This is a genomic window from bacterium, from assembly GCA_027622355.1.
Classification (GTDB): Bacteria; UBA8248; UBA8248; order UBA8248; family UBA8248; genus JAQBZT01.
The window spans coordinates 1-4,248 of the sequence record JAQBZT010000258.1 but is presented as its reverse complement, the minus strand read 5'-3'; the positions used below and the strand labels follow the sequence as shown (position 1 = coordinate 4,248).

The 4,248-nt window shown below is 61.4% G+C and carries 5 protein-coding genes; 4 read left to right on the top strand and 1 reads right to left on the bottom strand.

Features of this window, described 5'->3' with window-relative positions; genetic code table 11:
* The 3 genes from O2807_12840 to O2807_12830 all read left to right on the top strand — a co-directional run.
* Positions 1-766: DMT family transporter (locus tag O2807_12840; GenBank protein MDA1001386.1), on the top strand; the 766-nt coding region annotated here is incomplete at its 5' end.
* Positions 744-1,415, top strand: a complete 672-nt coding sequence (locus O2807_12835; protein MDA1001385.1) for a hypothetical protein — start codon at positions 744-746, stop codon at positions 1,413-1,415. The genes O2807_12840 and O2807_12835, both read left to right, overlap by 23 nt.
* A gap of 27 nt (positions 1,416-1,442) precedes the next feature.
* Entirely contained in the window at positions 1,443-2,231 is a 789-nt protein-coding gene (locus O2807_12830; protein ID MDA1001384.1) for a polysaccharide deacetylase family protein, read from the top strand.
* Between the two features lie 12 nt (positions 2,232-2,243).
* Here O2807_12830 and lhgO read toward each other — a convergent pair whose 3' ends face one another.
* A complete protein-coding gene (lhgO, locus tag O2807_12825) occupies positions 2,244-3,464 on the bottom strand; it encodes an L-2-hydroxyglutarate oxidase (protein ID MDA1001383.1) in 1,221 nt (406 codons plus the stop codon).
* A 253-nt stretch (positions 3,465-3,717) separates the two neighbouring features.
* Here lhgO and O2807_12820 point away from each other — a divergent pair.
* The coding region (locus O2807_12820; GenBank protein MDA1001382.1) for a TAXI family TRAP transporter solute-binding subunit at positions 3,718-4,248 on the top strand (531 nt) is incomplete at its 3' end.

The following is a 4,248-nucleotide window of genomic DNA, read 5'->3' as shown; positions in this document are numbered from 1 at the left end:
GGGAGCGGGCCTGGTGGCGGGCGCCGCGCTCTTCGGCGGCTTTTTCTTTCAGACGATGGGCCTGCGCTGGACGACGACAGCGAATTCGGCCTTCCTGACCACGCTGTTTGTCGTCTTTGTGCCGCTGTTCCTCTGGCTGGGGGGAAGAAAGCCCCGGCTCTGGGAGAGCCTGGGGGCGCTCGTTGCCGTCTTGGGCCTCTACACGATATCGGGGGCGCGTTTCGATGAAGCCGGCCGGGGAGATGCGCTGACGCTGCTGTGCGCGGTCATGTTCGCGCTTCACATTCGTTGTCTCGGAAAATGGGGCCGGCGGATAGAGCCCGTCCGGTTTTTTGCGATACAAGTCAGCGTCGCCGGCGCGCTGGCTGTTGCGGCGGGCCTGCTGTGGGGCGGCCCTGTGGCGTGGAGCGGGACGCTCGTCCTTGCGCTCGCGGTGACGGGGATTCTGGGAACGGCTTCGGGATTTTTTCTGCAGACATGGGCGCAGCGCCGTCTGGCGCCCATTGAGGTGTCACTCTGGCTGCTCACGGAGCCTCTTTTCGCCCTCGTGTTTGGGGCGATCCTGCTGGGGGAGTTTCCCGGGCCGGGCCCGGCGCTGGGAGCGTGCCTGATCCTTCTGGGTGCGTTTTTGGCCCTGGCCGGGGACTCTTTTGCGGGATGCACATCTGTCCCGCTATATTGGGGCCACAGATTTTTCTTGAGGCGGGGATGGTGGATTCGCCCCGCGGCAACGGGAGAAGAGAATGCTCAAACCGAGCGACTTTGAAGAACTGTACCGCGGCTTCCAAAGTGCGCCCGCTACATTCGACTGCGGCAAAAAATGCGCGCCCTACAACAACGACACTCCATTTTGCTGCGATACGGGTGAAGTGGTTCCCATCGCCTATCGGGAAGAGTGGAAGTATCTCGAACCCCGGACGACGCTTTGGCACGAATTCCGTCCCCGCTCGAATGCCGAGCTGGTAATGATAGAGGAAGTGGATGAGGACGAAAACGTTTTCATCGAATGCAAGGGAGCGGCGTTTTGCGAACGCGAGAACCGCTCGGTGTCCTGCCGGACTTTTCCGTACGAGCCTTACTTCGACAGCCAGAAAAATTTCCTGGGGCTGAGTTTCAACCGGGTGCTGGAGGATCGCTGCTATATGGTGGATCGCCATCACGTGGTAAGCAAGGATTTCATCCGCCAGTTCATGATTTTTTTTGAAAAACTTTTCGTGAAATTGCCCAGCGAGAAGCAGCTCTACATCGAGCAGAGCCGCATCTACCGCCAGAAAATGAGCCGGAAGAAGAAGCCGGTCGTGGTGTTGACCCCCAAGGGGCCCTACCGCGCCGCCTACCGGGGAGGGAAACTCCTCGAGCCGTGGAAGAAGCCTGATCCCTCAGAGAAAAGCTATCACCCGGACGTATTCCTCTAGGAGCGAAACCAAAATCAGGGGACGCGCATGGCACGCCTTCGGGAGCGCCCGGTATTCATCTATCACCAGATAGGCGATTATCCCGAGGCGCAGATGGGCTACGGCATCACGCCCGCGGCCTTCCGCGCCCACCTGGACTGCCTCGCGCAGTCTGGCTTCGACATCATTCCACTCGAGCGCATGATCGCCCAGATAAAGGGGGAGGCGCCCTTTTCTCCTCGCGCCGTTTCCCTGACGTTCGACGGCGGCTTTCGCGATGCCTGGGAGGTGGTACTTCCCCTTCTCCGGGAGCGGAATCTCAATGCCGCCTTTTTCATTCCCACCGACTTCGTGGGAAAAGAAAATTCCCTTTTCGCCGGCACTTTTCCCTGCATGGACTGGACGCAGATCCGCGAGCTGGCAGAGGCCGACATGACGATCGGCTCCTTCGGCCGCCGGGGAGCGACCCTGCGGGAGATGCCCGAGGCCGAATGGCGCGAGGACGCCAAGGCATCCCGGAAGGCGATCGAGGATCGGCTCGGGATTCGCGTCAGGTTCCATGCGTACAAGGAGCAATATCCGAACCGCTCGCTCCAGCGATGGTTCGCCGAGGAGGGCTACGAGGCGGTGCTGACGCAGTGCCCCACCTTCCGCCGATCGAATCTCTTTCGCATCGGCCGCATCCAGGTAGATGACGATGACGTGAACATTCTCAAGACCAAGGCGTCGAATCTCTATCTTTTCTTCAAGGATACGCGCACCTGGCGCTTCATCCGCCAATCAAAGCTGGATCGCCTCATGCATTTTTTCTTTTCGTTTCTCGAAAGAAAATCCTGAGGACGCTGGCCCTCAGGAGGCGAGCGCGGGGCAGGCTTCCTCCGCCATGTCGGCGATGGCCCGGCCGATGAGGAGCGAGGCGGTCGCCCCGGGGCTCGGCGCGTTGCAGATGTGGATGGCCAGCGGCGAGCGGATGATGGCGAAGTCATCGAGCAGCTTCCCGTCGCGGTCCACGGCCTGGGCTCGCACCCCCGAGCCCCCTGGAATGAGATCCGTCTCGCCGATTTCCGGCATGAGTTTCTGAAGAGATCGGGTGAAGGCCGCTTTGCTGAAGGAGCGGATCATCTCGCTCGTGCCGGTCTTCCAGTATTTGGCGGCCAGCTTCCAGAAGCCCGGATAGCCGAGGATCTCGAATATATCCCGCAGGTTAACCTTCGTTTTGGAATAACCCTCGCGCATGAGGGCGAGGACGGCGTTCGGCCCCGCTTCGATGGTGCCGTTCACCCGGCGCGTGAAATGCACCCCGAGGAAGGGGAAGGCCGGGTCGGGCACCGGATAGATGAGATTTTTGACGAGCCCGCGCCGCTCGGGACGGAGTTCGTAGTATTCGCCCCGGAAGGGGATGATGCGGGGAGGGGTCTCGCCGCCCGCCATTCGGGCGATCCGGTCCGCGTGCAGTCCGGCGCAGTTGATCAGGAAGCGCGCGGGGAAGTCCCCGGCCGTGGTTTCGATGATCAACTCCCCGCCGTTTTTCACGATGCCGCGCACGGCCGTGTCCGGTTTGAACTCGCCACCCGCCTCGCGGAAAAGCCGGAGATAGCTCTGCACGACCGCGGAATAATCGATGATTCCGGTCGAGGGCACCCGGAGCGCCCGCACCCCCTGCGCGTGGGGTTCGATTTCGCGGAGCCGCTCGGGGCCGATGGCCTCGATGCCCCGGACGCCGTTCGCCTCTCCCCTTTTGTGAAGTTCCTCCAGCCGGGGGATTTCCGCCGCGGAGGTGGCCACCACCACCTTGCCGCAGATTTCATGAGGGATTCCGTGTTCCTTCGCGAAGGCGACCATCGCCTCCCCGCCGGCGACGCTCATCCGGGCCTTCATCGAGCCGGGCCGGTAGTAGATTCCCGCGTGGATGACCCCGCTGTTCCGGCCCGATTGGTGGAGGCCGGGTGCCGGCTCCTTTTCGAGGACGAGAAAACGCTTTCCGGGATGGCGGCGGGAGAGCGCCATGGCGGCCGAGAGGCCGAGGATGCCGCCTCCGGCGATGATGGCGTCCCATGGTTTCGAGGGCACGTGTCGCTTTCCTTTCTTTCGGGCCTGTGGTTCCGCGCGGTGGGCCGGAACCTGGAATGCTCCTAAAATACCATGTAAAACCAAAGGGTTGTAACCGTTTGACGCATCGTGCCCAGATCGCATTTAATGATTTGTGTCGCCATTAAAATCCGTTGTGCAATTTTCTGCCGTTTGCAGGTCTCATTTTCCGGGGCGATTTTCAACAAAGCTAATGGGGCGCAGGCCGGAAAATACATTTTTGGGAGGGGCTATCATGAAAAGATATCTGGTGAGGATCGGGGCTGTTTTGTTGGCGCTTTCGTGGGTGATGGGGTCGGGGCCGGCCCACGCCCAGAAGTTCCTGGTGATCGGGGGCGGCTCCGCCACCGGCGTCTACTACCAGGTGGCCCTCCATGTCTGCAAACTGGTGAACAAGAGCCTGAAATCCGAGGGATACACCTGTATCGGCCGGCCGGCCCTGGGCTCGGTTTTCAACGTCAACGCCATCCGGCGGGGGCTGCTGAACTTCGGGGTGGCCCAATCGGACCGCAACTGGCAGGCCTACCACGGAAAGGCCGACTGGGATAAGAAGCCCTACACGGGGCTTCGAAGCGTCTTCAGCGTGCATGCCGAGACGGTCATGCTGGTCACGCGGGCGGGCTCTTCCATTAAATCGGTGAACGATCTTCGCGGGAAGCGCGTGAACATCGGGAACCCGGGCTCCGGCCAGCGCGGAAACGCGATGGACATCCTGCGCATCCACAAGATTGACGTGAAAAAAGATATCCGAGCCGAGGGTCTTCAG